At 67.1% G+C, this 25,707-nt stretch carries 24 protein-coding genes, 2 tRNA genes and 1 other RNA gene; 14 read left to right on the forward strand and 13 right to left on the reverse strand.

All coding sequences use genetic code 11. From position 1 onward, the window contains the following. Positions 1 to 151: 151 nt before the first annotated feature. The gene (gene thiE, locus KK7_RS0111975; protein ID WP_010544890.1) at positions 152 to 850 is read right to left on the reverse strand and encodes a thiamine phosphate synthase; all 699 of its coding nucleotides are present in this window, start codon (positions 848 to 850) and stop codon (positions 152 to 154) included. A 141-nt stretch (positions 851 to 991) separates the two neighbouring features. After that, complete coding sequence (locus KK7_RS0111980) at positions 992 to 1,909, reverse strand: class I fructose-bisphosphate aldolase (RefSeq protein ID WP_010544891.1); 918 nt, start codon at positions 1,907 to 1,909, stop codon at positions 992 to 994. Between the two features lie 265 nt (positions 1,910 to 2,174). Here KK7_RS0111980 and KK7_RS0111985 point away from each other — a divergent pair, with 265 nt between their 5' ends. Continuing rightward, entirely contained in the window at positions 2,175 to 2,642 is a 468-nt protein-coding gene (locus KK7_RS0111985) for a TlpA family protein disulfide reductase (protein ID WP_010544892.1), read from the forward strand. Between the two features lie 141 nt (positions 2,643 to 2,783). On the opposite strand, the gene KK7_RS0111990 is transcribed toward KK7_RS0111985, so the two are convergent. From KK7_RS0111990 to tkt, 3 genes are all read right to left on the reverse strand, one after another. Next, on the reverse strand, positions 2,784 to 3,974 hold the full coding sequence (locus tag KK7_RS0111990; RefSeq protein ID WP_010544893.1) for a phosphoglycerate kinase: 1,191 nt from the start codon (positions 3,972 to 3,974) through the stop codon (positions 2,784 to 2,786). Positions 3,975 to 4,186: 212 nt separating this feature from the next. Continuing rightward, on the reverse strand, positions 4,187 to 5,191 hold the full coding sequence (gene gap, locus KK7_RS0111995; protein ID WP_010544894.1) for a type I glyceraldehyde-3-phosphate dehydrogenase: 1,005 nt from the start codon (positions 5,189 to 5,191) through the stop codon (positions 4,187 to 4,189). Then, a complete protein-coding gene (tkt, locus tag KK7_RS0112000) occupies positions 5,188 to 7,155 on the reverse strand; it encodes a transketolase (RefSeq protein WP_010544895.1) in 1,968 nt (655 codons plus the stop codon). The genes gap and tkt overlap by 4 nt, the downstream gene beginning before the upstream one ends. Before the next feature lie 137 nt (positions 7,156 to 7,292). Between tkt and KK7_RS0112005 the strand changes: the two genes are divergently transcribed. From KK7_RS0112005 to KK7_RS0112020, 5 genes are all read left to right on the forward strand, one after another. Next, entirely contained in the window at positions 7,293 to 7,523 is a 231-nt protein-coding gene (locus KK7_RS0112005) for a hypothetical protein (protein ID WP_237709194.1), read from the forward strand. Further along, the gene (locus KK7_RS0112010; RefSeq protein ID WP_010544897.1) at positions 7,523 to 7,849 is read left to right on the forward strand and encodes a cell division protein ZapA; all 327 of its coding nucleotides are present in this window, start codon (positions 7,523 to 7,525) and stop codon (positions 7,847 to 7,849) included. The genes KK7_RS0112005 and KK7_RS0112010 overlap by 1 nt, the downstream gene beginning before the upstream one ends. A gap of 12 nt (positions 7,850 to 7,861) precedes the next feature. Beyond that, positions 7,862 to 8,021: non-coding RNA, 6S RNA (gene ssrS / locus KK7_RS21895), on the forward strand. A gap of 27 nt (positions 8,022 to 8,048) precedes the next feature. Further along, entirely contained in the window at positions 8,049 to 8,597 is a 549-nt protein-coding gene (locus tag KK7_RS0112015; RefSeq protein ID WP_010544898.1) for a 5-formyltetrahydrofolate cyclo-ligase, read from the forward strand. Then, complete coding sequence (locus KK7_RS0112020; protein WP_010544899.1) at positions 8,594 to 8,803, forward strand: DUF2842 domain-containing protein; 210 nt, start codon at positions 8,594 to 8,596, stop codon at positions 8,801 to 8,803. The genes KK7_RS0112015 and KK7_RS0112020 overlap by 4 nt, the downstream gene beginning before the upstream one ends. A gap of 99 nt (positions 8,804 to 8,902) precedes the next feature. Here the strand turns inward: KK7_RS0112020 and KK7_RS0112025 are convergent, their stop codons facing one another. The 5 genes from KK7_RS0112025 to KK7_RS0112045 form a co-directional block, all read right to left on the reverse strand. After that, complete coding sequence (locus tag KK7_RS0112025; protein WP_010544900.1) at positions 8,903 to 9,202, reverse strand: hypothetical protein; 300 nt, start codon at positions 9,200 to 9,202, stop codon at positions 8,903 to 8,905. A 111-nt stretch (positions 9,203 to 9,313) separates the two neighbouring features. Further along, complete coding sequence (locus tag KK7_RS0112030; RefSeq protein WP_010544901.1) at positions 9,314 to 10,960, reverse strand: M28 family metallopeptidase; 1,647 nt, start codon at positions 10,958 to 10,960, stop codon at positions 9,314 to 9,316. A gap of 85 nt (positions 10,961 to 11,045) precedes the next feature. Beyond that, positions 11,046 to 11,122: transfer RNA gene (locus KK7_RS0112035), tRNA-Asp, on the reverse strand. A gap of 71 nt (positions 11,123 to 11,193) precedes the next feature. Then, positions 11,194 to 11,270, reverse strand: a tRNA-Asp gene (locus KK7_RS0112040). A 46-nt stretch (positions 11,271 to 11,316) separates the two neighbouring features. Then, positions 11,317 to 12,558: an AI-2E family transporter gene (locus tag KK7_RS0112045; RefSeq protein WP_010544902.1), complete on the reverse strand. Its 1,242-nt coding sequence runs from the start codon at positions 12,556 to 12,558 to the stop codon at positions 11,317 to 11,319. A 109-nt stretch (positions 12,559 to 12,667) separates the two neighbouring features. Here KK7_RS0112045 and KK7_RS0112050 point away from each other — a divergent pair, with 109 nt between their 5' ends. Continuing rightward, positions 12,668 to 14,143: a glycerol kinase gene (locus KK7_RS0112050; protein ID WP_010544903.1), complete on the forward strand. Its 1,476-nt coding sequence runs from the start codon at positions 12,668 to 12,670 to the stop codon at positions 14,141 to 14,143. On the opposite strand, the gene KK7_RS20555 is transcribed toward KK7_RS0112050, so the two are convergent. Continuing rightward, a complete protein-coding gene (locus tag KK7_RS20555) occupies positions 14,136 to 14,639 on the reverse strand; it encodes a DUF2306 domain-containing protein (RefSeq protein ID WP_010544904.1) in 504 nt (167 codons plus the stop codon). The two genes, KK7_RS0112050 and KK7_RS20555, sit on opposite strands and share 8 nt — an antisense overlap. Positions 14,640 to 14,776: 137 nt before the next feature. Here KK7_RS20555 and KK7_RS20560 point away from each other — a divergent pair, with 137 nt between their 5' ends. Then, entirely contained in the window at positions 14,777 to 15,580 is an 804-nt protein-coding gene (locus KK7_RS20560) for a LytTR family DNA-binding domain-containing protein (protein ID WP_040598496.1), read from the forward strand. 12 nt (positions 15,581 to 15,592) lie between these two features. On the opposite strand, the gene KK7_RS0112065 is transcribed toward KK7_RS20560, so the two are convergent. Then, complete coding sequence (locus KK7_RS0112065) at positions 15,593 to 17,341, reverse strand: class I adenylate-forming enzyme family protein (RefSeq protein WP_010544906.1); 1,749 nt, start codon at positions 17,339 to 17,341, stop codon at positions 15,593 to 15,595. Between the two features lie 158 nt (positions 17,342 to 17,499). Here KK7_RS0112065 and KK7_RS0112070 point away from each other — a divergent pair, with 158 nt between their 5' ends. The 6 genes from KK7_RS0112070 to KK7_RS0112095 all read left to right on the forward strand — a co-directional run bounded on the left by KK7_RS0112070 (position 17,500) and on the right by KK7_RS0112095 (position 24,916). Further along, positions 17,500 to 18,723, forward strand: a complete 1,224-nt coding sequence (locus tag KK7_RS0112070) for a serine hydrolase domain-containing protein (protein ID WP_010544907.1) — start codon at positions 17,500 to 17,502, stop codon at positions 18,721 to 18,723. A gap of 57 nt (positions 18,724 to 18,780) precedes the next feature. After that, a complete protein-coding gene (locus tag KK7_RS0112075; RefSeq protein ID WP_010544908.1) occupies positions 18,781 to 20,805 on the forward strand; it encodes a 3-hydroxyacyl-CoA dehydrogenase NAD-binding domain-containing protein in 2,025 nt (674 codons plus the stop codon). A 91-nt stretch (positions 20,806 to 20,896) separates the two neighbouring features. Next, positions 20,897 to 22,081, forward strand: a complete 1,185-nt coding sequence (locus tag KK7_RS0112080) for an acyl-CoA dehydrogenase family protein (RefSeq protein ID WP_029623225.1) — start codon at positions 20,897 to 20,899, stop codon at positions 22,079 to 22,081. Positions 22,082 to 22,153: 72 nt separating this feature from the next. Beyond that, on the forward strand, positions 22,154 to 23,278 hold the full coding sequence (locus tag KK7_RS0112085) for an acyl-CoA dehydrogenase family protein (protein ID WP_010544910.1): 1,125 nt from the start codon (positions 22,154 to 22,156) through the stop codon (positions 23,276 to 23,278). Then, positions 23,278 to 24,162: an acyl-CoA thioesterase gene (locus KK7_RS0112090; protein ID WP_010544911.1), complete on the forward strand. Its 885-nt coding sequence runs from the start codon at positions 23,278 to 23,280 to the stop codon at positions 24,160 to 24,162. Before KK7_RS0112085 ends, KK7_RS0112090 begins: the two co-directional genes overlap by 1 nt. A 103-nt stretch (positions 24,163 to 24,265) precedes the next feature. Beyond that, positions 24,266 to 24,916: a CAP domain-containing protein gene (locus tag KK7_RS0112095; RefSeq protein WP_010544912.1), complete on the forward strand. Its 651-nt coding sequence runs from the start codon at positions 24,266 to 24,268 to the stop codon at positions 24,914 to 24,916. A 7-nt stretch (positions 24,917 to 24,923) separates the two neighbouring features. Here KK7_RS0112095 and KK7_RS20565 read toward each other — a convergent pair. Further along, positions 24,924 to 25,707: DNA mismatch repair protein MutL (locus KK7_RS20565; protein ID WP_040598504.1), on the reverse strand; the 784-nt coding region annotated here is incomplete at its 5' end.

The following is a 25,707-nucleotide window of genomic DNA, read 5'->3' on the forward strand; positions in this document are numbered from 1 at the left end:
ACCCGTCAACGAGAAAATGAAACTTTCTGGCGTTTTCGTGACAGCGCTCCAGAAAATGGCGTAAATTCAAGGATTTTTAGCAGTACGGACGCCGGCAGGAATGACCGTTTGATGACCATCCCCGCCGAATCACCGGCGAATCTCGCCAGAATCAGCCCTGCATCCCCTGAATCGTAGCGAAGGCACGCACCGCTTCGGCTTCGTCCCCGCCCCATACGGCGTGGCTGACCGCGAGGAAGTCCGCGCCGGCCTGCACCAACGGGCTCGCATTGGCCGGGGTGATGCCGCCGATCGCCACGCAGGGGATCTCGAACAGCGCCGACCACCAGGACAGGATCACCGGTTCGGGGCGATGCTCGGTCGTCTTAGTGCTGGTCGGATAGAAGGCGCCGAACGCGACATAGTCGGCCCCTGCCTCCCCTGCTTCCATCGCAAGGTGCCGGCTGTCGTGGCAGGTCACGCCGATCTGGACATTGGGACCGAGAATCGCGCGTGCCTCGCGGGCATCGCCGTCCCCCTGCCCCAGATGCACGCCGTCGGCACCCAGCCGCTTGGCGAGGCTGACACTGTCGTTGACGATAAAGGCGACCTCGGCATCGGCGCAGATGCGCTGCAGCGGCTCGGCGAGCTTGGCGGCCTGGTGCTGGTCGACATCCTTCACGCGGAACTGGAAGGCGGCGACCGGGCCGGCACCCAGCGCACGGCGCAGGCGATCGGCAAAGCCACCGGTCACGTCGAGCGGCGAGATCAGATAGAGCTGGCAGGGCGGGCGACGATCGTCGCGGACGAATTTCTCGGCGAAGCCTTCGAGGTTCGCTTCGTCTTCGAGATCGTCGAAGGGATCGGACATGGGATACTCCGCTGCTGAATGTCGGCGGAACTCTACCGCCTTTGCCGGCGGGCCTTCCACCCCCTGTCCATCGGGGTCAAGCAGCGGCGGTTATACGGCGGCGCCGTCCGGGCGAACCCGTCGGCGCCGCCGGGGCAGGTTTCAGGCCTCCTCGCCCTTGTAGATCGCTACCAGCTTGTCGAGCATCGCCAGCGCTTCGGCGCGCGGGCGCTGGAAGGTGTTGCGGCCGATGATCGAGCCGTTGCCTCCGCCGTCACGGATATCGCGGGCGTCCTGGTACACCGCATCGGCGCCCTTGGCAGCGCCGCCCGAGAAGACAACGATACGGCGGCCGTTAAAGCAGCTCTTTACCACATGGCGGACGCGACCAGACTGAAGCGAGAAGTCCTTTCCTTCGTAGACCTTCTTGGCCTCGGCCTGCTCGATATGATCGCTGGGCAGCTTCACCTTGATGATGTGCGCGCCGAGCAGTGCCGCCATGTGCGCGGCATAGGCGCCGACGTCGAGCGCCAGTTCGCCGTCCTTGGTCAGCTTGCCGCCGCGCGGATAGGACCAGATCACGGTGGCGATGCCGACCGAGGCTGCCTGGGCGCGCATTTCCTTGATCTCTTCCATCATCTCGAACACGCCGTCGGCGCCCGGATAGATGGTGAAGCCGATCGCCGAGCAGCCGAGCCGCAGCGCATCGTCGACACCGCCGGTCACCGCCTGGTCGATGCCGGTCGCCCAGCTGTTTGAGCTGTTGACCTTGAGGATCGTCGGGATCTGGCCGGCGAAGGTGTCGGCGCCTGCCTCGATCATGCCGAGCGGCGCGGCATAGGCCGAGAGGCCGGCGTCGATCGCGAGCTGGAAATGATAATGGGGATCATAGGCATCCGGGTTCACCGCGAAGCTGCGCGCCGGGCCGTGTTCGAAGCCCTGGTCGACCGGAAGAATGATCAGCTTGCCGGTGCCGCCCAGCCGGCCCTGCATCATGATCCGCGCGAGGTTCGCCTTCACCCCGGGATTGTCGGACCCGTAATTGTCGAGGATCGCTTTGACGGCCGGCGTGATGCCCATGATCTTCCCCTCATTGGTAATCGATGCGGGGTCCCTATCGCGGCAGATTGGTAACGAAAAGGCTGACAACGTTGGCCATATGCTGCGGAGCAGAACTTATTTCGCAGCTGCGGAACAGTTCCGATACCTGCCAAGAAATTGGTAGCTTTTTGGTAAGCTCGATGCCCGCGATTGACGATGTACCGCTGCACGCTAGCCTGCCCTGCAACGAACTGGGGGACGAATCATGTGGACTCGACGGCGCCTGTTGCAGGGGAGCGCGGCGATGCTAGTGCCCGCGGCGCCGGCGGTGGCGGCACCGGTACCGAAGGTGGGGAAGCCGGCACCCGACGCCACGCTGGTGCTGCTCGACGGCAGCAAGCTCAAATTGTCCGAGATGCGCGGCGACGTGGTGGTGCTCAACATCTGGGCGACCTGGTGCGTGCCCTGCCGCCAGGAACTGCCGCTGCTCGACCAATATTATGCGCTGACGAAGAAGCACGGCCTGCGCGTCTATGCGCTGAGCACCGAGGATTCGGTACCGCTCTACAAGCTCAAGCCGCTGTTCGAGAAACTCACCATCCAGCCGACCCGCCGGATCCGGGGGCCCTATGAGGCGATCGACGGCGCGGTGCCGTCCAACTATGTGATCGATCGGGTAGGCGTGCTGCGCTACGCCAAGGCGGCGGCGTTCGATCTGGACGATCTGAACCGGGAGCTGGTGCCGCTGCTCAACGAACCGCGGCCGGTCTAAGGCGACCCTATCCTCCCCCGCCAGGGGGAGGTGTCGGGCGCAGCCTGACGGAGGGGGAGGACGCACGATGGTTGCGGTTCTGGCATCCTCCCCCTCCGTCGCGCATTGCGCGTCCCCCTTGGCGGGGGAGGATTTTGGGGATCAGCGCGCGAGCGCGGCGACGCCCGGCAGTTCCTTGCCTTCCATCCATTCGAGGAAGGCGCCGCCCGCGGTCGAGACGAAGCTGAACTCGCCGGCCACCCCGGCCTGGTTGAGCGCCGCCACCGTGTCGCCACCGCCGGCAACCGAAACGAGCGACCCTTCCTTGGTGAGCGCCGCCGCGGTGCGGGCGAGCGAGACGGTCGCCGCGTCGAAGGGCGGGATCTCGAACGCGCCCATCGGGCCGTTCCAGACCAGCGTCTTGCAGGTCTTGAGCACGTCGGCGAGCGCCTCGGTGGCGGCGGGGCCGACATCGAGGATCATCTCGTCGGCCGCAACCTCATGGACATTGACGGTGCGCACTGGCGGGTTGGCGCGGAATTCCTTCGCCACCACCACATCGTACGGCAGGTGGACGGTGCAGCCGGCCGCGTCGGCGGCGTCGAGGATCTCCTCGGCGGTGCCGGTCAGGTCATGCTCGCACAGGCTCTTGCCCACGTCCACGCCGCGTGCCGCAAGGAAGGTGTTGGCCATGCCGCCGCCGATGATCAGATGGTCAACGCGTGCCACGAGGTGCTTGAGCACGTCGAGCTTGGTCGAGACCTTGGCGCCGCCGACCACGGCTGCGACCGGATGCTCGGGATTGCCGAGCGCCTTGTCGAGCGCGTCGAGCTCGGCTTCCATCTGGCGGCCGGCAAAGGCGGGCAGCTTGTGGGCGAGGCCCTCGGTCGAGGCGTGGGCGCGGTGCGCGGCCGAGAAGGCGTCGTTGACATAGAGGTCGCCCAGGGCGGCGAAGCGATCGACCACGGCGGGATCGTTCTTCTCTTCCCCGCCGAAGAAGCGGGTGTTTTCCAGGAGCGCGATGTCGCCGTCGTTCAGCGTCGCGACCGAGGCGGCATCGCCTTCCCAGTCGATATAGCGGACCGGACGGCCGAGCACCTGCTCGAACGGCTTCACAACCTGGGCGAGTGAGAATTCGGCGCTGGGCACGCCCTTGGGGCGGCCGAAATGGGCGAGGACGAGGACCTTGGCGCCCTTGTCCGCCAGTTCGGCGACGGTCTGGATCGCGGCACGCAGGCGCGTGTCGTCGGTTACCTTGCCGTCGGCCATCGGCACGTTGAGGTCCTCGCGGACCAGCACCCGCTTGCCGGTGATATCGCCCATGTCGTCGAGCGTCTTGAAAGTGCGCGCCATGCTGAACCCCTCGCGTAATGAATTGCTGCGCGAGCGGCATCCTGTTGGCGGAGCGCTCGCAACCTGCGCTCCCCTCCCGCTTGCGGGAGGGGTCGGGGGAGGGGCTGATCCTCGGGCCGTTCGCCCGTGCCGCCGTCCTCCCCTCCCCTAGCCCCTCCCGCAAGCGGGAGGGGGATTTTGGTCGTCCTCCGTGTACACGGAGGATCTTTCTCTTAGAGCCCCGCCATCACGGTCGCGGTGTCGACCATGCGGTTCGAGAAGCCCCATTCATTGTCGTACCAGCTGACCACGCGGACCAGCTTGCCGTCGATCACGGCCGTTTCCAGGCTGTCGACGGTCGACGAGGCGGGCGTGTGCACGATGTCGGCCGAGACGATCGGATCGGCGGTGTAGACCAGCACGCCCTTGAGCGGGCCGCTTTCCGAAGCCGCCTTCAGCACCGCGTTGACTTCCTCGACCGAGGTATCGCGGCTCGGCTGGAAGGTCAGGTCGACGAGGCTGCCGTCCGGCACCGGCACGCGGACGGCCGAACCGTCGAGCTTGCCCTTGAGCTCCGGCAGCACCTCGCCCACCGCGCGGGCAGCGCCGGTCGTGGTCGGGATGATCGACATGGCGGCGGCACGCGCACGACGCAGGTCCGGGTGGATCTGGTCGAGGATCTTCTGGTCGTTGGTATAGGCGTGGACCGTGGTCATCAGGCCGCGCTCGATGCCGATCGCGTCGTTGAGGACCTTGGCGACCGGCGCCAGGCAGTTGGTAGTGCACGATGCGTTGGAGACGATCGTGTGCTCGGCGGTCAGCTTGTCGTGGTTCACGCCGTAGACGACGGTGAGGTCGACATTCTTGCCCGGAGCCGAGATCAGCACCTTCTTGGCGCCGGCGTCGATGTGCTTCTGGGCCGATGCGCGATCGGTGAAGAAGCCGGTGCACTCCAGCACGATGTCGACGCCGTTCTCGGCGTGCGGCAGGTTGGCCGGATCGCGCTCGGCGGTCACCTTGATACGCTTGCCGTCGACGACGATGTCGTTACCCTCGGCTTCGACCGTGCCGGGATACTTGCCGTGGATGCTGTCCCGCGAGAACAGCCACGCGTTCGACTTGGCGTCCGACAGATCGTTGATCGTGACCAGCTCGAGACCGCTTTCCGGGCGCTCGAGGATCGCGCGTGCCACCAGACGGCCGATCCGTCCGAAACCGTTGATCGCAACCTTCGTCATGCCTGTTCTCCGTTCAGCTTAGCGAGGATCTGGGGCACGATGGCGCCCGCAGTGAGTCCGAAATGTTCGTAGAGCCCCAGATAGGGGCCCGAGGCGCCGAAGCCGTCCACGCCGAAGCGCAGGCCGTCGGTGCCCGTATAGCGCTCCCACCCGAAAGTGGTGCCGGCCTCGATCGAAACCTTGAGCGCGTCTGCCGGCAGGATGTCGCGCTTGTAGCCCGCGTCCTGCGCGTCGAACCGCTCGAAGCAGGGGACCGAGACGACGTCGGCGCCGATGCCCTGCGCCTCCAGCGCCTCGCGCACCGCGACGGCGACTTCGACTTCCGAGCCGGTGGCGAGCAGCACCACCTTGCGCGGCGCCTCGGCCTCCAGCAGCGCATAGGCACCGCGGGCCGAGCGGTTCTCGGCGGCTTCGGTGCGCAGCTGCGGCAGGTTCTGGCGGCTGAGCGCGATCAGCGCCGGGCCGTCGGTCTTGGCGAGCGCGGCTTCCCAGGCCTCGGCGGTCTCGACGACGTCGCACGGGCGCCACACGTCGAGGTTCGGGATCATGCGCAGGCTCATCAGATGCTCGATCGGCTGGTGCGTCGGGCCATCCTCGCCGAGGCCGATCGAATCGTGCGTCATCACATAGACGACGCGCGCATGCTGAAGTGCCGAGAGGCGGATCGCGGCGCGCGCATAATCCGCAAACACGAGGAAGGTGCCGCCATAGGGGATCACGCCCCCGTGCAGCGCCATGCCGTTCATCGCCGCGGCCATGCCGAATTCGCGGATGCCGTAATTGAGGTAGCGGCCGCCATAATTGTCGGCGTCGAGCCGCTGCAGCCCCTTGGTCAGCGTGTTGTTCGAGCCGGTGAGGTCGGCCGAGCCACCGATCGTCTCGTCGAGGATCGCGTTGACCGCCTCCAGCGCCAGTTCGGACGCCTTGCGGGTCGCGACCTTTTGCGGGTTGGCGAGCAGGCTCTGGACATGCGGCCGGAGCAGGTTCGGCTGCACGGTACCGCGGCGTTCCCAGCCGAGGCGATCCGGGTGCGCGGCGAGGCGCTCGGCCCACGCGGCGTGCGGCGCGGCGCCGCGCGCACCGGCGGCCAGCCAGGCGTCGCGGATCTCGCCGGGGATCTCGAAGGCCGGGTGGTTCCAGCCGAGTGCGGCGCGCGCGGCGGCGACTTCGTCCTTGCCCAGCGGCGAACCATGGACCTTGGACGTGCCCTCCTTGTTCGGTGCGCCCTTGCCGATCACCGTGCGGCACTTGACCAGCACCGGCTTGTCGCTGGCGATCGCCTGGTCGAGCGCGCGGACGATATCCGCCTCGTCATGGCCGTCGCATTCGAGCACGTTCCAGCCGGTCGCGCGGTAGCGGGCGGGAATGTCCTCGACCGACGACAGCGAGACCGGGCCGTCGATCGTGATGTTGTTGTCGTCCCACAGCACGATCAGGCGGTTGAGCTTCAGGTGCCCGGCGATGCCGATCGCTTCGTGGTTGATGCCTTCCATCAGGCACCCGTCACCGGCGATCACCCAGGTCTTGTGATCGACCAGATCGTCGCCGAAGGTCGCGTTGAGGTGCCGCTCGGCGATCGCCATGCCCACCGCCATCGCGAGGCCCTGGCCCAGCGGGCCGGTGGTGCATTCGACGCCGGCGAGCTCGAAATTCTCCGGGTGGCCCGCGCACGGGCTGCCGATCTGGCGGAAGTTCTTGATATCGTCGAGCGTCGGGCGTGCATAGCCGGTCAGGTGCAGCAGCGAGTAGAGCAGCATCGAGCCATGGCCCGCCGACAGCACGAACCGGTCGCGATCCGGCCAGGCGGGATCGGCAGGATTGAACTTGAGATAGCGCTGGAAGAGGACGGTCGCGACATCGGCCATGCCCATCGGCATGCCGGGGTGACCCGAATTGGCGGCTTCCACCGCGTCCATGGAAAGCGCGCGGATGGCGTTGGCGCAATCGGCGAAGGATGCTGTCACGTGTTATTCCCCGTCTGGTCGCGCACGCCTTTGGAAGCGTGTGGGCGCCACGTCAACCATCGGCCGTGCCCGTTCCTGCGATGCAATATGCGTTGGCGGTCTTGTCGCCCGGGCGATCCATGCTATCCGGCATGACAATGTCCGACCAAGTAGTAGACCGTATCGAACGGGCTCTGAAGCGTATCGAGCGAGCGGCGGCGTCCAACGCCGATGGCCGCGCCCGGCTGCAACGCCGCAACACAACGTTGCGCACCCGAATCGAATCGGCGATCGGTGACCTGGACGCGCTGATCGCGCTGGAGACCGAGAGCGCGCTTCCCCCAGAGGACGATGCGGACGCGGATCCGGGTAAGGAGGCACAGGGCTGATGGCAGACATCACGCTGCACGTTGCCGGGCGCAGCTATACGGTTTCAGCGCGCGAGGACGATACGCCGCATCTGCGCGCGCTGGAAGCCAAGATCGCAGGCCATGCCGATGCCGCGTTGCGCGCCGCCGGCGGCCAGGCGGGCGAGCGGACGCTGCTCTATCTCGCGCTGATCCTGGCGGACGCGCTGGACGAGGCAGAACGGGTGCCGCCACCGCCCCCTGCCGCCCCCGCCGCCCCGGCGGTTTCGGACGAACTGCTCGCGCGGATCGCCGATCGGCTGGAAGCGATCGCTTCTACCCTTGAGGAAAGCGCCGCAGCATCCTAAATAGGGCTGTGGCGGGAACTGCCCGGTGCGAGCCTTAGCAATTATCCCTGAGGCTATAATCTTCATCCATGGGAGCTGTCCCTGTGCAGATCCTGGTCTGCAACACATGGTTCCCACCTGACGTTCTGTGCGTCGGTGGATATTCAGGCAAACGGCCCATGGTGGTTCCCGTCACACCTTCCATGCCCACGCGATGCTGATGGACAAGCCCGCCCTCCGCGCCAGGCTTCGCGCCGAGCGCGACCTGTTCGCCTCGCAATCGAGCACCGCGATCCGGGCGCCGGACGCCTTTGTCGAGCGACTCTCGCCGGGGATGATCGTCGCCACCTATTGCCCGGTGGGCAGCGAGGCCGATCCCACTCAGCTCGCCGCCGCCGCCGCCGAGCGCGGCTGTGCACTCGCGCTGCCGCACGTGATCGACCGCGCCGCGCCGATCCGCTTCCTCGCCTGGGACATGGGCGCGCCGCTGGTCGCCGGCCCGTTCGGGTTGCGCCAGCCGGACGAATCGGCGCCTGAAGTCGCCCCCGACGTGATCCTCACCCCACTGATCGGTTTCGATCCCCGGCTCAACCGCCTCGGCCAGGGCGCCGGCCATTATGACCGCGCCTTCGCCCGGTACGAGTCGGCCTGGCGCGTGGGCGTCGCCTGGTCGGCGCAGGAAGTTCCCGCCCTCCCCGCCGACATCTGGGACGTGCCGCTCCACGCCATCGTGACCGAGCAGGGCATGCGCCGGCACGCCGAGCCATGAGCCCCAGCTGGCGCAAACCCGCCGGCGCGCTGGCGATCATCGGGCTGATCCTGGTGTGGGTGGTGCTAGTCGCGAGCTTCTCCGGGCAGATCGGCGCACTGCCGATCCTGGTGCAGACGCTGATCTACCTGGCGCTGGGGATCGTCTGGATCCTGCCGCTCAAGCCGCTGCTGCGCTGGATGGAGACAGGGCGCTGGCGGGGGTGAGTTGGCGCGTTCCCGTTTGGAGACGAAGGAGCGTCTTCGTTGCGCGATCTTACAGCCAACGCAAAGAAATAGACCGCGTCCGGTCCTTGTCCACTGCATTCAGGTGATGCGCCGCCACCCACCCTGTCGGCGTTCGATTTTTTCGCGGCGGGCCTCCCATTGGCCGAAGTCGCGGTCGAACAACTCCTTTATGCGCGCCTCATACCCGCATTCGTAAACGTGCTTCGAAAGCGAACTGCACGTCAGATTCCTCGTTTCGACAGTCGGCGAAAATTCGACGAATCTTTTTCCGTCCTTCGCGACGTCAACTCGAGATTCGAAGACGCGCATTTCTTCCAGCGCATGCACGTCGGACGCAGTTGGAGCATCTGCAGCGAAGAGAAGGGCGAGCCAGAACATGAGAAATTTTTAGCCTGAAATCGACAGCAAGCCAATGACTGCCTCCCGACCCTTCTGGCCGCCCTCCTCGCTTTAATGCAAAACCGCATAAGGCAGTGAGTGGTCAGCGGCTTACTTCCGCTCCCGCACCGCCTTGAACTCGGACCCCGCCTTCCACGTCGGCCAAGCCGAGCCGTTCGCCAGTTCCGCGCCGATCGTGCCGAGCAGGTCGATGTCCTGCACCGCGCCCGCCAGGTTCCAGTCCGGCCCCCAGGCGTCGCAGGCCTGATGGTAGCATTGGCCGGTATAGGCATCGATCCACGCCTGCCCCGCCGCCGTGCCGCCCTGCTTGAGGTCCGAGGCGCCGGCGATGCCCATCAGCAGCAGCGTCGGCACGCCCTGCTTGGCGAAGGAGAAGTGATCGGCGCGGTAGAACAGGCCGCGCTCGGGCAGCCCCTCGGGCGTCACCCGGCGCCCCTGCGTCGCGGCGACGCGGGCCATGGCGTCTTCCAGCGTGTTCTGGCCCTTGCCGACCAGCACCACATCGTTGGCGAGGCCCGCGGTCTGGAGGATGTCGAGCGTCAGGTTGGCGACGGTCTTCGCCATCGGCACCACCGGGTGCTGCGTATAATAGAGCGAGCCGAGCAGTCCCCGCTCCTCCGCCGTCCACGCCGCGAAGACGACGCTGCGCCTGGGCCTGGGCCCCGCCTGCATCGCCCGGGCGATCTCGAGCAGCCCGGCGATGCCGAGCGCGTCGTCATTGGCGCCGGCGCGGTAGATCCGGCCCGTGGCGTCGGGCTTGCCGGCGCCATACGCGTCCCAATGCGCGCCGAACATCACCGCTTCGTCCGGCCGCTCGCTGCCGGGGATCTTCGCCAGTACATTGTAGCTGTCGACCTGTTCGGCGGTGACCGGGACGTCGGCAGTGAAGCGCACGCCTTCCAGGGGCACCGGGCGGAAGCTCGCCTTGCGCGCCTCGACCCGCAGCTTGGCGAGGTCCAGCCCGGCGGCGGCGAACAGCCGCGTCGCCGCCCCGCCCTCCAGCCAGCCCTGCAGCGCCACGCTGGTCAGCTCTTCGGGCTTGCGGACGATGTCGTAATTCTCGCCGCCGCTGCTGATCACCACGTTCCAGCCATAGCCGGCGCCCGGCGTGTCGTGGACGATCAGCGCGCCGACCGCGCCGCGCCGGGCGGCTTCCTCGAACTTGTAGGTCCAGCGGCCATAATAGGTCATTGTCCGGCCGCCGAACTTGCCGGCGACCGGCTCTCCCTGCTCCGCCGAGAAATCGGGATCGTTGATGAGGAACACCACGACCTTGCCCTTCAGGTCGGCGCCCTTGAAGTCGTCCCACTGCCGCTCGGGCGCGGTGACGCCGTAGCCGACGAACACCACCGGGGCGCCGGCGATTCGCGCGGCGGCGTCAGGTCGAATCGTCGAGACGTAGAGGTCCTTGGCCTGCTCGACCGGCATCGCGCCCCTGGGGCCGTCGAATCGCAGCGTCGCGGGCGTGCCGAGGCGGGTGTGGAGCAGCGGCACCTTCTGCAGCCACTGGCCGTCCGGGCCCGCCGGCTGGAGCCCCAGCGCCTCGAATCGCGCGACCAGATAGCCGAGCGTGCGATCCTCGCCGCGGGTGCCGGGGGCGCGGCCCTCGAACGAATCGGAGGCGAGCGTGCGGACGGTCTGTTCGACTCGCGCAGGATCGGCGGCGATCTGGGCCGAGGCAGGCATGGCGGTGGTGGCGAGCAGCAGCGCAAGCGCGCGAATGGGAGAAGGGATCATCGCCAACCGCTTAGCGCAGAAAATGCGGGGCCTGCAAAGGGCCCGGCCAGCGCGCATGTCCTTGTTTATCAGGAGATGCGCCGCGTGGCGCGAGTGACGGGGCTCGAACCCGCGACCTCCGGCGTGACAGGCCGGCGCTCTAACCAACTGAGCTACACCCGCTTGAAACCCAAGCGAGGAAATCTTGGACGGCCAATCGCCGCCGGATTCCATCTGGAGTCCCGCAAGGCGAGTGGCGCGAGTGACGGGGCTCGAACCCGCGACCTCCGGCGTGACAGGCCGGCGCTCTAACCAACTGAGCTACACCCGCTTGAGCCAAGCGAGGAGGCGGCACCTAGCCGCGTGTTTTCGGGCTGTCAACCGGATTGATCGAGGTTCGCGCGTCGACGCGAACGAATGTCCGACGGATCGCGCACCAGCGTGCCCTGCTCGAACAGGAAACCGGCGATGTCGGGCTTGCCCGCGGCGTTGAGCACGGTCTGGATGATGATCAGCAGCGGCACCGCCAGCAGCGCGCCGGTGGTGCCCCAAACCCAGCCCCAGAAGCTCAGCGAGATCAGAATCATGATCGGATTGATGGTGAGCCGGTGCCCGACGATCAGCGGCGTGACGACATTGGCCTCCACCAGATGCGCCGCGATCATGATCGCGGGCGGCACCATTGCGGTGCCGATATCGGCGTAGGACATCAGCCCGCCAACGGCGAGCAGCAGCGCCGCGATCACCGGGCCGATGTACGGAATGTAGTTGAGCAGCGCGACGAGGCCGCCCCACATCAGCGGCGTCGGCATCCCCATCAGCCACAAGGCACCTGCGACGATCAGGCCCAGGGTGAAGTTGATGAGGGTGATGGTGCCCAGATAGGCCGAGGTATCGTCCACCACGTCCTGGATCACCCGCGCGGTGGCCATCGCGCCGCCGAAGCTCGAGCGGCTGGTGATCGCGCGGCGGCGCAGCCGGGTCCAGCCGGAAAGGAAGAAGTAGATCACGAGAATCGCGAAGAACATCTCGATCAGCGCCGAGGGGGCCGAGGTAGTGAATAGGTCCATCAGCGAGGTCGGCGGCTGCGCGGCCTGCACCACCGGCTGGCGCACCGGTGCGGAGGCGAAGTTGTTCAGCGTCTTGTTCACGAACCGCTCGAGGTTCGAATAGAAGCGGATCAGCGGTTCGAGGTTGTGCTGGATCTTGGGAATGCTCTCGGGCAGCCGGCGGATCCACTGCCACGCCGGCACGACGATCGACGCGAGCGCGACATTCGCCGCGGTCAGGAACAGCAGCACGCAGAGAAAGGCCGCGATCGGCGCGGGAAGGCGGTGACGCTCCAGCCACTCCAGCATCGGCACCAGCGCAATCGCGATGACGAGCGAGGCGGTGACCGGCAGGAAGAAACGCGCGCCGGCCTGCAGCGCAAAGGGCAGCGCCAGCACCAGCCCCATACCGGCGATCAGCACCAGCGCCGCCATCAGCCGGTCGCGGCGCAGGCTGGGCGTCTGGGGTTCTGCGTCCATCTCCTCGGGCAGATCGGCCCCAAGCAGCGGATCCGGGATCCCTCCCCCGCCACCATGCTCGTCCCCGATTCTGCCCGTACGCTGATCCACGCGAAAATCCCTTCCTGGTACAGTGTAGAGACGCCGTGCTGTCGCGGCAATGCAAGGCCCCAACACGGCGCAATTGCGGCGCCATCTGTTGCCAGCTAGCCTCACTCGCATGGCCGAATTGCTTCTGGTGATCGACGAGGGGTCGACCTCTACCCGAGCGATGCTCTTCGCGCCGTCGGGGCAATGTGTTGCAAGCAAATCTGCAGAACTATCGCAGCATTATCCCGGCCCCGGACTCGTCGAACACGATGCCGACGAAATCTGGCGACAAAGCCATGCCTGTGCCGCCGAGATCGTGGCATTGGCCGGCGGTCATCAGCGGATCGCAGCCATCGGCATCACCAACCAGCGCGAGACGGTGGTGTTCTGGGACAAGACCACCGGCATTCCGCTGGCTCCCGCGATAAGCTGGCAGGATCGGCGCAGCGCGCCCCTGTGCCAGAAACTGCGCGAGGCGGGCGAGGAACCCGGCATCCAGGCGCGCACCGGGCTCCTGCTCGATCCCTATTTTTCCGGGACCAAGATCGCCTGGGCCATGGCGAACTGGCCACAGCTGAAGGCAGCGGGTGACCGGCTGGCGATCGGGACGGTGGAAAGCTGGCTGGTGTGGAAGCTGACCGGCGGCCTTCACGTCACCGATGCCACCAACGCTTCGCGCACGCTGCTGATGGGACTGGGCAGCGGGGCGTGGAGCGACGGACTGATCGACCAGTTCGACGCCCCCCGCGCGGCACTGCCCGAAATTGTCGACTGCGCCGAGCGGCTCGGCGTGACGCGGGCGTTCGGCGGGGCGATCCCGATCTGCGGCCTGGCCGGCGACCAGCAGGCGGCGACGATCGGCCAGGCTTGCCTGACGCCGGGCGACACGAAGGCGACGTTCGGTACCGGCGCCTTCGTGCTCACCAATGCGGGCACGCTGCAACCGCGCTCGCGCCATCGGCTGCTGTCGACGGTGCTGTGGCAGCTTGGCGGGCGCCGCACCTACGCGCTGGAGGGCTCGGTGTTCGTCGCCGGAAGCCTGGTGCAGTGGCTGCGCGATTCGCTGGGACTGATCGCCACCGCCGCGGAAACGGCGACGCTGGCGCGATCGGTGCCGGACAATGGCGGTGTCTATTGCGTGCCCGCGCTGACCGGGCTCGGCGCGCCCTGGTGGGAGCCGGAGGCGCGCGCGGCCATCTCCGGGCTCAGCTTCGCCGCCGGGCGGGCGCATATCGTACGGGCAGCGCTGGAGGCGATGGCGCACCAGAGCCACGACCTGGAAACCGCGTTCGCCGCCGATGGCGCACAATGGGCGCGGCTGCGCGTCGATGGCGGCATGGTGACCAACGACTGGATCGCGCAGGATCTGGCGGATATCCTCGCCCTACCTGTCGACCGCCCCGATTTCGCAGAGACGACCGCGCTGGGCGCGGCAATGCTGGCCGGGGTGGGTTGCGGGATGTTCGCCAGCCTCGACGATGCCGCAATGATGCGCGGTACCTTCCGCACCTTCGAGCCACAAATGGAGGCGCCCGTGCGGGCGACCCGAATGGCCGGATGGCGCGATGCCCTGGCCCGGGTGGTAGCGCATGCGGCTCTCAGCTGAACAGCCAGCTTCCGAGCAGCCTGCCCGGCAGCAGCGTGAACAGCCCTGCCACCGCGAGGCCCAGATAGGTGAGCGACATCACCCGCCGATGGGCCGCGATACGATGCGCACGTGCCAGCAGGACTCCACGCGGAATCATCGCCAGCACCAGGATCGACAGCAGGTGGATGGGACTCAGCCCGCCCGTCACGCCTCGCAGCCCGAAGCTGGAAAGCGCCGCCAGCAGCATCAGCACCGCCCAGCACTTGCCAAGCCCGCGGTGAAGCGTGTCCCCCTTGCGCGCGGTCAGGACATAGGCGCCGAGCGGCAGCGCCGGCAGTACGGCGCCCAGATGCGCGAGGAGCCAGAGGCTGCGAACGCTTGACCGGGCGACGGCTCCGCTTGCAAGGCCGTGGACGATGGCGAGCAGGATGGCACCGTCGGCGACCGCGCCGAGGGCGACGATCAGCCGGTCGCGATGGGGAACAGTCTGGGCGGGATGTGCATGGTCGTTCATGAGTGCCTCCGTTTCGGCGACGTTGCCGGGTGGCAGGCAGCGGGCGAGCGGAAGTTCGGAATTGGAACGCGGCGCTTCGCAAAGAGCGCCTGGCGCCAGTGCTTGCCCCATTGGCGAAGCGTGAACGGGCGCACCACATGAGGCCACCACGCAGATGGCAGGCGGAGCTGGCGGTGCTGGTCGGCCTCATCCTGGCGCTCACCGCGCTCGGTCCGTTCGGATCCTATGAAACTCCGGTCGGCCCGCGCCTGTTGCATTGGTCCATGTACCTGGTGACGGGGTATGCGTTCTTCCGCCCGGTGATCGCGGCCGGCGGGGCACTGTCTCGTCAGACCGGCCTGCCCCGCGCCGCTGCGATCGCCGCCGCGTGCGCGCTCGGCGCCTTTCCGACCAGCATGGTGATCGTCTTCGCCTCGGCTGGATCGGACTGGGAGTCGGTACGCGTCGGCGGACTGGTCACCGGCTATCTCCAGACGCTGATCATCGGTGCGACGGTGACGATCGTGCAGCTGCTGGCACGGCGCGACGCGCCGCGCGTCGAGCATCCTGCAAAGACGGATCCCGAACCAGAACCCATCGTAGTTTCCCCCGAGGCGTTGAAGTCGGACGGACTTCCCGCCTTTCTGGACCTGATGCCCCCGCACCTGCGCGGGGAAGTGCTGTGTCTGGAGAATGAGGACCATTATCTCCGCGTGCACAGCGTGCACGGCAGCGCGATGATCCTGATGCGGATGCGCGACGCGGTGGCCCAGCTCGATGGCAAGGGCGTGCGCGTGCATCGCAGCTGGTGGGTGGCCAGAGCAGCCGTCGTCGATACGGTACGACAGGATCGCAACCTGCGGCTCCGGCTCGCCGACGGCCGCGAGGTGCCGGTAGCGCGCGCGATGGTTCCCGAGCTGCGGGCGCTCGGCTGGCTCAGACGCGAGTCCTTCCCCAGCTGAGCGACCCGCAGGTCAAGCCACCTGATCGCGGACGAACAGCGCCTTCAGATCCTTCTTCAGGATCTTGCCATTGGCGTTGCGCGGCAGGGTTTCCTCCGAGAAGCGGATCGCCACCGGCACCTTGAAGGCTGCGATGCGCTCGCGGACAAAGGCTTGGAGCTCCGCCTCTGTCGCAGAGGTTCCCGGGGCGAGATGGACCACCGCCACCGGCTCCTCGCCGAGCGCGCGGTGCGGCACGCCGATCAGCGCTGCGTCCGTCACCGCCGGGTGCGCGTAGAGCACGTCCTCCACTTCCGACGAATAGATGTTCTCGCCGCCGCGGATGATGATGTCCTTGGCGCGATCGACGATGTAGAGGAAACCCTCCTCGTCCAGCCGCGCCAGGTCGCCTGTGCGGACCCAGCCTTCCCGGAAGGTCTCGGCGGTCGCTTCGGGCTTGTTCCAATAACCCTTCACGATCATCGGCCCCTTGGCCCAAAGCTCACCGACTTCGCCGACGGGAAGTTCGCGCGTGCCGTCCACATCCATGATCTTGAGCTCGGCGACCGGCACCGGCGGACCAGCGCTGGTCGGCCGGGCGATGTAATCCTCGCCGGTATGGTGGGTGACCGTGGCCATCGTCTCGGTCATGCCCCAGCCATTGCCGGGGAGCGCGCCGAACTCCTCGTAGATGCGCTTCACCAGTTCGGGCGCGGACGGCGCTCCGCCGTAGGAAATGGTGTCGAGACTGGAAAGATCATAGCTGGCGCGCTCGGGATGTTCGAGCAGCTGCCAGGCGATGGTCGGCACGCCGCCGGTCTGGTTGACCTTCTCCCGCTGGATGATCTCCATCGCCTCCACAGGCTCCCAGCGGCGCATGAACACCACCGTACCGCCCGCGGCGATCAGCGCCATCAGCCCCGCACTGCACGCCGTCACATGGAACAGCGGAATCACCAGCAGCCCCACCTTGTAGGGCGGTGCGGGTGGCGGCATCTCGCCCCGGCGCAGCATGGCGCGCGCGACCGAGTAACCCGAAGTGAGGATGTTGGTCATCAGGTTGCGATGCGTTCCCACCGCGCCCTTGGGGTTGCCGGTGGTGCCGCTGGTGTAGAACAGTGTCACGTCATCGTCCGGCGCGATCGCAACCTCGGGAAAGGCGATGTCGGGCAGTGCCGCCCAGCCGGTGCAGGGCCCGACGATGGACTCGAGCGCGACCACCTCGCTTTCCAGCGGCGTACAGGCGCGGCTGACCACCACCCGTTCCAGATCCGGCAACGCGGCATAGCATTGCTTCAGCCGTTCGTGCCGCTCGCCGTCAACGAAGAGCAGCTTCGCGCCCGAATCCTTCATGCCATATTCGAGCTCGGCACCCGTCCACCAGGCGTTGAGCGGCACCAGGATCGCGCCGATGCTTACCGCCGCGAAGAAGATCGTCGGCCATTCGGGCAGGTTGCGCATCGCCAGCGCGACGCGGTCTCCTTTGGCCACGCCCTGCGCCTGCATCCACGAGGCAAGATGGCAGGTCGCGCGATAGTTTGCCTCGTAGCTGACCCGCTCGTCCTGGTAGACGGTGAACGGCCGATCGCCATAGCCGCGCGCCAGGCGAGCGAGGATCGCGGCGTTGGGGGGGCTGTTCTTCCACACCCGCGTCGGGATCCCGCGAATCTCCACCGTCTCCATTTCGAACTTGGCGCCGGGCGCGGTGAGCAGGGCGTCGACGGCGGTCAGCGGGGCTTTTGGCCAATCCGCGGGCAAGGGCACGATCGGTTCGAGGGTCAAGGCAGCTCTCTCCATCGAATTCTGAACTTTGGGTTTGGCGCAAGCACCACCCTGTCCTCACGTTAGTGTTGATTTGCCGCCCGCTCAAGGCAATAGAAAGCAGGCACCCGCCAGAAGGTGCATTGCGCACGTTTCGAACGAGAGGTATGCCGCCAGCGATGGAAGTCGAGGACCCGATCGCCCATGGATTCGATGCACGCCGCCTGGCGCGGATCGATGCCTTTGTGAAGGCGCGCTATCTCGATTCCGGCAAGCTGCCGCACGCGCAGCTGCTGATCGCGCGTGACGGGCGGATCGTGCATTTCTCGCACCAGGGTGCAGCGCGCGAGGGCGGCGCGCCGGTCGACGAATCGACGCTGTTCCGCATCGCCTCGATGACCAAGCCGATCACCAGCCTCGCCTTCATGCTGCTGCTGGAAGAAGGGCTGGTCGCGCTCGACACCCCGGTGCACCATGTCCTGCCCGCGCTGAAGGGCGTCGGCGTCTATGCCGGCGGCGGCGATGGCACGGCGTTCGTGACGATGCCGACCGCCCAGCCGATGCGGATGGTCGACCTGCTGCGCCATACCGCCGGCTTCACCTATGGCTTCCAGGAGCGCTCGCCGGTCGACGCCGCCTATCGCGCCGGGCGGATCGAGAGCTGGCACGGCAATCTGACGCTCGACGACTTCGTCGCGGCGCTGGGCACGCTGCCGCTGGAATTCTCTCCCGGCGAGGCCTGGACCTATTCGGTCGCGACCGACGTGCTGGGCGCGGTGGTCGAGCGACTTTCGGGGACCACGCTCGACCGCTTCTTCGCCGAACGCATCTTCGCGCCGCTCGGCATGCACGACACCTTCTTCCAGGTTCCGCAAGACAAGGCGCACCGCCTCGCCGATTGCTGGACGATGAAGGAAGGCGAAGGCCGCGTGCTCTACGATCGCGGCGAGGCCTCGGCCTGGTCGCGCTTTCCCCGACTGCTCTCGGGCGGCGGCGGGCTGGTGTCGACCGCGCTCGACTATCACCGGTTCAACACGCTGCTGCTGAACGGCGGCGAGCTGGACGGGGTGCGGCTCGTCTCTCCCAAGACGATCCAGCTGATGACGATCAACCACCTGCCCGGCGGCCGCGACCTTGCCAGCCTGTCGCGCGGACTGTTCAGCGAGACGACCAATGCCGGCGTCGGCTTCGGCCTGGGCTTCGCGATCAATATGGACGTCGCCAAGACGATGATCCCCGGCTCGGTCGGCGAATTCTACTGGGGCGGCATGTTCTCGACCGCCTTCTTCGTCGATCCCGTCGAGCGGCTCTCGATGGTGTTCATGACGCAGTTTTCCCCGTCGATGCTCTACCCGATCCGGCGCGAGCTGAAGACGCTGATCTACTCGGCGCTCACCCGATGAGCGCTGCCCACCCCATCCCGGCCGCGGCCGGAATTGCGAACTAGGGAGTTCGACGACATGTCCGTGATTACCACCAGCCGTCAGGGCAACGTCCTGATCCTCACCTCCGACAATCCGCCCGTGAACGCGCTCGGCGCCGCGGTGCGGCAGGGGCTGCAGGCCGGCATCGAAGAAGCCAGGAGCGACGACAGCATCCAGGCGGTCGTCATCACCTGCGCCGGCAAGACCTTCTTCGCGGGCGCCGACATCACCGAGTTCGGCAAGGCGATGGCCGAGCCGTCGCTGCCGGTGCTGGTCGACCAGATCGAGGCGCTCGACAAGCCGGTGATCGCCGCCGTCCACGGCACCGCGCTGGGCGGCGGCTGCGAGGTGGCGCTCGCCTCGCACTATCGCATCGCCGTGCCCTCGGCGAAGTTCGGCCTGCCCGAGGTGAAGCTCGGCATCCTTCCCGGTGCCGGCGGCACCCAGCGCATGCCGCGCGTCGCGGGCGTCGAAGTCGCGCTGGAGATGGCGACCAAGGGCGACCCGATCCCGGCCGTCCAGGCCAAGGAAGCCGGGCTCGTCGACCGTCTCGCGGGCGAAGACAGCCTGCTCGCCGATGCCGTCGCCTTCGCGAACGAGGTGATCGGCAAGCCGGTCTCGCGCTCCAGCGAACGCCCGGTCACCGTCGATGCGGAGACCTTCGCCAAGTTCCGCGCCGCCAACGCCAAGCGCTTCCGCGGGCTCGACGCGCCGAACACGATCATCGACATCATCGAGCAGACCGCCGGCAAGCCCTATGCCGAAGGCGTCCAGGCCGAGCGGATGGGCTTCATGAAGCTGATCATGGGCCAGCAGTCGGCGGCGCTGCGCCACATCTTCTTCGCCGAGCGCAAGGCGGCCAAGATCGACGGCATCGCCGACGACATCCAGCTGCGCGACATTCGCCGCGTGGGCGTGATCGGCGCCGGCACGATGGGCGGCGGGATCAGCATGAACTTCCTGTCGGCCGGCGTGCCGGTGACCATCGTCGAGATGGCGCAGGAGGCGCTCGATCGCGGCACCGGGGTGATGCGCAAGAATTACGAGGCGAGCGCCGCCAAGGGCCGCATGACCGCCGAGCAGGTCGAAAAGGCGATGGGCCTGCTCAAGCCCACGCTCAACTTCGACGATCTCGCGGAGTGCGACCTGATCATCGAGGCCGTCTATGAGAGCATGGACGTGAAGAAGGACGTGTTCGGCCGGCTCGACACAATCGCCAAGCCGGGCGCGATCCTCGCCTCGAACACCAGCTATCTCAACATCGACGAGATCGCCGCCGCCACCAGCCGCCCGCAGGACGTGGTGGGGCTGCACTTCTTCTCCCCGGCCAATGTCATGAAGCTGCTCGAAATCGTCCGCGGCGCCAAGACCGCCGACGACGTGCTGGCCACCGCGATGGCGCTCAGCAAGAAGATCAAGAAGGTCGCCGTCATTGCGGGCGTCTGCTACGGTTTCATCGGCAACCGCATGCTGATGCCGCGCCAGGTGGAAGCCACCAAGATGCTGCTCGAAGGCGCCACGCCCGAGCAGATCGACAAGGTCCATGTCGCCTTCGGCATGCCGATGGGGCCGTTCCAGATGGCCGACCTCGCCGGCGTCGACATCGGCTGGCACCGCGATCCCAACCGCATCGAGAATATCCGCGACGCGCTCGCCGCCGAGGGTCGCTGGGGCCAGAAGAAGGGCGCCGGCTTCTACGATTATGACGAGAAGCGGCAGCCCTCGAACAGCCCGCGCGTCGCCGAGCTGATCGAGGAATGGCGCGGCAAGCTGAACGTGCCGAGCCACGAGATCACCGAGGAGGAGATCGTCGTCCGCACGCTCTACACCATGGTCAACGAGGGCGCGCTGATCCTCGCCGAAGGCATGGCGCAGCGGGCGAGCGACATCGATGTGGTGTGGGTCTATGGCTATGGCTGGCCTCCCTACCGAGGCGGGCCGATGTTCTGGGCCGACACCGAAGGCCTGAAGAAGATCGTCGAGGGCCTGGAGAAATACGGCTTCGAAGTCGCCCCGCTGCTCCGCGAGAAGGCGGAAAAGGGCGAGAAGTTCAACCGCTAAACAACGCCGTCGAGCGCGGGTGGGGACAAGATGGGAAAACCGTCGCCCTGCCCGCCCTCTTCTTACGAGGAGAGGGCTAAAGGAGAGGATGATGACGCAGGATCTCGATAGCTTCCGGAGCGAAACCCGCGCCTGGCTGGAGGCGAACTGCCCAGCCACCATGCGCGAGCCGATCCGGTCCGAGAAGGACATCGTCTGGGGCGGGCGCAATCCCGATTGGGCGCATCCCGACCAGAAACTCTGGATGGACCGGATGGCGGAACGCGGCTGGACGGTGCCCGACTGGCCGACGGAGTATGGCGGCGGCGGGCTTTCCCCGGCCGAAACCAAGATCCTGCGCGAAGAGATGAAGCGGATGGGCGCGCGGACCCCGCTCAACAGCTTCGGCATCTCGATGCTCGGCCCGGCGCTGCTCAAATACGGTACCGAGGAACAGAAGCTCGAACATCTCCCCAAGATCGCCCGCGGCGAGATCCGCTGGTGCCAGGGCTATTCCGAACCCAATGCCGGTTCCGACCTGGCCGGCCTCCAGACCTGGGCCGAGGATGCCGGCGACCATTATGTCGTCAACGGCCAGAAGGTGTGGACCAGCTATGCCGACAAGGCCGACTGGATCTTCTGCCTGGTCCGCACCTCCAAGGAGGCCAAGCAGGGCGGGATCAGCTTCCTGCTGTTCGACATGGCTTCGCACGGCGTCTCGACCAAGCCGATCCTGCTGATCTCGGGCTACTCCCCCTTCTGCGAAACCTTCTTCGACAATGTGAAGGTGCCCAAGTCCCAGCGCGTCCACGAGGAGAACAAGGGCTGGGACGTCGCCAAATATCTGCTCGGCCATGAGCGCGAGATGATCTCGGGCATGGGGCTCGACCGGGCCGGCGGCAATCCGCTGATCGAGGGCGCGATCGCGACGATCGGGCTCGACGATCAGGGCCGGCTCGCCGATCCGATCCTCCGCGCCCAGATCGCGCTGTTCGAGGTGCGGATGCGCGCCTTCTCGGCGATGTCCGAGCGCTTCCTCGACGAATTGAAGGCCGGCCGCGCCCACCCCGCCCAGCCGAGCATGATGAAATATGTCGGCACCGAGCTGAACAAGCAGCGCCACGAGCTGATCATGGCCGCCGGCGGATCGGATGCGCTGGAATGGGAGAGCGCGGCCTCGGCCAAGGGCGCCAAGCCGCGCGCCTGGCTGCGCACCAAGGCCAATTCGATCGAGGGCGGGACCAGCGAGATCCAGCTCAACATCGTCGCCAAGCGGATCCTCGAACTGCCGGGCTGAGGCGGCGGACGCCCCGGCGGAGACCAGGGCAGCGAACCGCGCGCTCGTGACATCAATCATCGGGACCCAGCCATGCCGCTCTACCTCAACGACGAACAGACGATGCTCCGCGACACCGCGCGCGAGTTCGTCGCCGAACATGCCCCGGTCCGCCACCTCCGCGCGATGCGCGACGCCAAGGACCCTACCGGCTTCAGCCGCGACCTGTGGAAGCAGTTCGCCGAGATGGGCCTCACCGGCATCCTGATCCCGGAGGCATCGGGCGGCCTGGGCCTCGGCCATGTCGAGGCGGGCGTGGTGCTGGAGGAGGTCGGCCGCAACCTCACCCCCTCCCCCTTCCTCTCCACCGCCGTCGCCGCGGTCGAGGCGCTGAAGGGCACCGCGCACGCCGAGCGCTGGTTCCCCGGCATCGCGGCCGGCGAGGCGGTGATCGCGATCGCGCATGACGAAAAACCCAAATTCGGCCGCGCGGTAGCGCTCAAGGCCGAGCGCGCCGGCAACGGCTTCCGGCTGACCGGCACCAAGCGCTTCGCCCACCACGCCCATGCCGCCGACCTGATCCTCGTCACCGCCCGCACCGCCGGCAGCGATATGGACGCGGAAGGCATGACCCTCTTCGCGATCGATCCCAAGGCCGCCGGGCTCGACCTCCGTCCCGAGCGCCTCGCCGACTCCAGCCTAGCCGCGCACGCGACCTTCGACGGTGTCGAGGTCACCACCGATGCGGTGGTGGGCGAGATCGATGCGGGCGCCGGTCCGCTCGGCCGCCTGCTCCGCGCTGCCGGCGCCGGCGCCTCGGCCGAACTGCTCGGCGTCGGTGCGGGCGCGAGCGACATGACGCTGGGCTATCTCAAGGAACGCAAGCAGTTCGGGACGTTGATCGGCAGCTTTCAGGCGCTCCAGCACCGCGCCGCGCATCTCTATAGCGAGCTGGAAGTCGCCCGCGCCGCCACGCTCAAGGCGCAGCAGCTGCTCGATGCCGGCGAACCTGCCGACGAGGCGGTCGCGATCGCCAAGGCGATGACCGGGCTTGCCACCACGCTTGCCGTGCAGGAGGGTATCCAAATGCATGGCGGCATCGGCATGACCGACGAATATGACATCGGCTTCTACATGAAGCGCGCTCGCGTGCTCGCCGAGATGTTCGGTGATTCCAACTATCATGCCAATGCGCTGGCCGAAGCGGCCGGCTACTGATGGAGGAAGCCAAATCCCCCGAAGCGCTCGTCGCCGGCCTGACCGCGCTGCTCGACGTCGAGACGCTCGACACCGATCTCTATCGCGGCGCCCGCCAGCCGGGCGGCGTCGGCCGCGTGTTCGGGGGCCAGGTGATCGCCCAGGCACTGCAGGCGGCGCAGCGCTCGGTCGAGGACGGCAAGGTCGCGCACTCGCTCCACGCCTATTTCATGCGCGCGGGCGACGAGGATTATCCAATCCTCTATCGCGTAGTGCGCGACTTCGAGGGGCGCAGCTTCGCCAATCGCCGCGTGATCGCGATGCAGAAGGGCAAGCCGATCCTCAACATGGCGGCCTCCTTCCACCTGCCCGACGAAGGCCTGCACCACCAGGACGCGATGCCCGACGTGCCGCCGCCCGAGGAACTGCGCTCCGAAGCCGAACTGCGCGAGCAGATCCGCGACCAGATCCCGGAAAAGTTCAAGCGCTTCTTCCTGCGCGCGCGTCCGATCGAGATCCGCCCGGTCAACCCGCGCAACTGGTTCCAGCCCGAACCGCGCGAGCCGCGCCAATATAGCTGGTTCCGCGTCGTCGCCCCCTTGCCCGACGATCCCGCGCTGCACCGGGCGATGCTCGCCTATGCCAGCGACATGACGCTGCTCGGCACCTGCATGCTGCCCCACGGCGTCAGCTGGACGAGTGGGCAGGTGCAGACCGCCAGCCTCGACCATGCGTTGTGGATGCACGAGCCGTTCCGCTTCGACGAGTGGCTGCTCTACGCGACGGACAGCCCCTGGGCCGGCCATGCCCGCGGCTTCAACCGGGGCAGCATCTATACGCGTGACGGTCGCCTGGTGGCGAGCGTGACGCAGGAAGGTCTGATCCGGCCGAAGCAGCTTGGGTAGCCGGAGCAGAGGTGGGTTTCTTTCGAAAGCGTAATTATTACGCTTGATATTCCACGATTCGTGCAGCTAAAGACCCCAACGGGAGGAATTGGGGTCTTGTCCGATGCTGTATCGCCTAGCCGCGATATGCGCGCCTCTCGTCTGCCTTTTCGCCACGAGCGCGCTGCACGCACAAACGATCGAGAATGCCATCCTTGATCGCATCAATGTCATACGCGCCAATCCAAGGGCCTATGCCGACCAGTTGCGGATCTATCGCAGCTATTTCGACGGCGAGATCGTCTATATGCCGGGCGACGACGGCGGCATCCTGACCAAGGAAGGCGTTGCGGTGGTGGAGGAGACGATCGCCTTTCTGGAAGCGCAGGCGCCGCTGCCGCCGTTGGCGCCCGGAACCGTGCTGACGCTTACCGCCGCGGATTATTCGCGCGAGCAGGGGCTGCTGGGCGCGCGGGGGCATGTCGGCCCCGATGGCAGCAGCCCGGGCGAGCGGGTGAAGCGCCACGGCGGCGGCATTTTCGTGGGCGAGGCGATCGCCTATGGATTCGACGACCCCGAGGAAGTCGTACGGCAGATGGTGATCGACGACGGCGTACCCGATCGCGGCCACCGCAAGCTGCTGTTTGACAAGAACTTCCGCTTCGCCGGGGTCGGCTGCGCCCCCCATGCTCGGTTAGATCATATCTGCGTCGTCCAGTTGAGCGCGACGCAGGACGGCCGCCCGGTACGCCTGCGCACTGCCCAGCGGCGCTGACAGGCTGTCACTTTCGGCCGAACAGTTTCTCGATATCGCCATGCGCCAGCTTGATCCAGGTGGGGCGGCCATGGTTGCACTGGCCCGAATGGGGGGTGACCTCCATTTCGCGGAGCAGTGCGTTCATCTCGGCAACCGAGAGGATGCGGCCCGCGCGAACCGAACCATGGCAGGCCATGGTCGCAGCGACATGGTCGAGCCGTTCCTTTAGGCTCAGTGCCTCGTCGAAACTGGCGAGTTCGTCCGCGAGATCGGTGACCAGACCATGGATGTCCCCGGTGCCGAGCGCAGCAGGCACCGCGCGGACCAGCATCGCGCGCGGGCCGAAGCGTTCGAGCTCGAGGCCGAGAGACCGCAGTTCGTCGGTTCGGGCTTCGAGCCGGTCGCATCCGGGTTCGTCCAGTTCGACCACTTCGGCGAGGAGCAGCGCCTGGCTCGGCACGGCGCCGCCGGCCATGGCTCGGCGCATCCGCTCCAGCACCAGCCGTTCGTGCGCGGCGTGCTGGTCGACCAGGACGAGGCCGTCCTCGGCCTCCGCGACGATATAGGTCTTGGCGACCTGACCGCGCGCGACCCCGAGCGGGAAGTCGGTGGCAAGCGGCGCCTCGTGGCGCGCTGGCTCGGCACGGGCGAGCGGTGCGGCGGCGAAAAAGGTGCCGGAATCGCGTACGGCGCCGGAATAATGCCTTAGCCCCTCCCCTTCAGGGGAGGGGTTGGGGTGGGGCTGAGTCTCGAAGAGACCAACGCCTGTTCTGGAATCCCTCCACCCCAACCCCTCCTCCAAGGAGGAG

Source organism: Sphingomonas elodea ATCC 31461, assembly GCF_000226955.1.
GTDB classification, from domain to species: domain Bacteria; phylum Pseudomonadota; class Alphaproteobacteria; order Sphingomonadales; family Sphingomonadaceae; genus Sphingomonas; species Sphingomonas elodea.

Coding starts and splice junctions, on each gene's coding strand:
- thiE (WP_010544890.1), bottom strand. CDS start 850: ATGTCCGATCCCTTCGACGATCTCGAAGACGAAGCGAACCTCGAAGGC.
- KK7_RS0111980 (WP_010544891.1), bottom strand. CDS start 1,909: ATGGGCATCACGCCGGCCGTCAAAGCGATCCTCGACAATTACGGGTCC.
- KK7_RS0111985 (WP_010544892.1), top strand. CDS start 2,175: ATGCTAGTGCCCGCGGCGCCGGCGGTGGCGGCACCGGTACCGAAGGTG.
- KK7_RS0111990 (WP_010544893.1), bottom strand. CDS start 3,974: ATGGCGCGCACTTTCAAGACGCTCGACGACATGGGCGATATCACCGGC.
- gap (WP_010544894.1), bottom strand. CDS start 5,191: ATGACGAAGGTTGCGATCAACGGTTTCGGACGGATCGGCCGTCTGGTG.
- KK7_RS0112005 (WP_237709194.1), top strand. CDS start 7,293: ATGTCCGACCAAGTAGTAGACCGTATCGAACGGGCTCTGAAGCGTATC.
- KK7_RS0112010 (WP_010544897.1), top strand. CDS start 7,523: ATGGCAGACATCACGCTGCACGTTGCCGGGCGCAGCTATACGGTTTCA.
- KK7_RS0112015 (WP_010544898.1), top strand. CDS start 8,049: ATGGACAAGCCCGCCCTCCGCGCCAGGCTTCGCGCCGAGCGCGACCTG.
- KK7_RS0112020 (WP_010544899.1), top strand. CDS start 8,594: ATGAGCCCCAGCTGGCGCAAACCCGCCGGCGCGCTGGCGATCATCGGG.
- KK7_RS0112025 (WP_010544900.1), bottom strand. CDS start 9,202: ATGTTCTGGCTCGCCCTTCTCTTCGCTGCAGATGCTCCAACTGCGTCC.
- KK7_RS0112030 (WP_010544901.1), bottom strand. CDS start 10,960: ATGATCCCTTCTCCCATTCGCGCGCTTGCGCTGCTGCTCGCCACCACC.
- KK7_RS0112050 (WP_010544903.1), top strand. CDS start 12,668: ATGGCCGAATTGCTTCTGGTGATCGACGAGGGGTCGACCTCTACCCGA.
- KK7_RS20555 (WP_010544904.1), bottom strand. CDS start 14,639: ATGAACGACCATGCACATCCCGCCCAGACTGTTCCCCATCGCGACCGG.
- KK7_RS20560 (WP_040598496.1), top strand. CDS start 14,777: ATGAGGCCACCACGCAGATGGCAGGCGGAGCTGGCGGTGCTGGTCGGC.
- KK7_RS0112070 (WP_010544907.1), top strand. CDS start 17,500: ATGGAAGTCGAGGACCCGATCGCCCATGGATTCGATGCACGCCGCCTG.
- KK7_RS0112075 (WP_010544908.1), top strand. CDS start 18,781: ATGTCCGTGATTACCACCAGCCGTCAGGGCAACGTCCTGATCCTCACC.
- KK7_RS0112080 (WP_029623225.1), top strand. CDS start 20,897: ATGACGCAGGATCTCGATAGCTTCCGGAGCGAAACCCGCGCCTGGCTG.
- KK7_RS0112085 (WP_010544910.1), top strand. CDS start 22,154: ATGCCGCTCTACCTCAACGACGAACAGACGATGCTCCGCGACACCGCG.
- KK7_RS0112090 (WP_010544911.1), top strand. CDS start 23,278: ATGGAGGAAGCCAAATCCCCCGAAGCGCTCGTCGCCGGCCTGACCGCG.
- KK7_RS0112095 (WP_010544912.1), top strand. CDS start 24,266: ATGCTGTATCGCCTAGCCGCGATATGCGCGCCTCTCGTCTGCCTTTTC.